The organism is Arthrobacter sp. Y3223164 (assembly GCF_059091005.1).
Genome location: NZ_JBNHGF010001002.1, coordinates 1 through 250, shown reverse-complemented (window position 1 = coordinate 250; position 250 = coordinate 1). Strand labels below are relative to the sequence as shown.

Annotated in this window: 1 protein-coding gene; it reads right to left on the bottom strand. The window is 72.0% G+C overall.

Annotation, left to right across the window (positions count from 1 at the left end):
* Positions 1-250 (bottom strand): FtsK/SpoIIIE domain-containing protein (locus AC5RUJ_RS19105; RefSeq protein WP_494156620.1); only part of this gene is annotated, 250 nt, incomplete at both ends.

Below are 250 nucleotides of genomic sequence, written 5' to 3'. Positions count from 1 at the left end.
CAGCGATCGGCCGACTGCCTCCAGCGTCAGGTCCGTGAGCAGGCCGGCGCAGTGCGGCAGCCGGGCGAGCGGGCCGAGCCCGGAACCGCCCTTGAAGTCGATCAGCAGGAAATTCACCGTGTTCGGGGACCTGGTCAGGGCCAGCGAGAGGACAAGGCTCCGCAGCAGTTCGGACTTGCCGGAGCCGGTGGTGCCGGCGACCAGCAGGTGCGGCCCGTGGACGGCCAGGTCGAGCGCCAGCGGTCCGGCG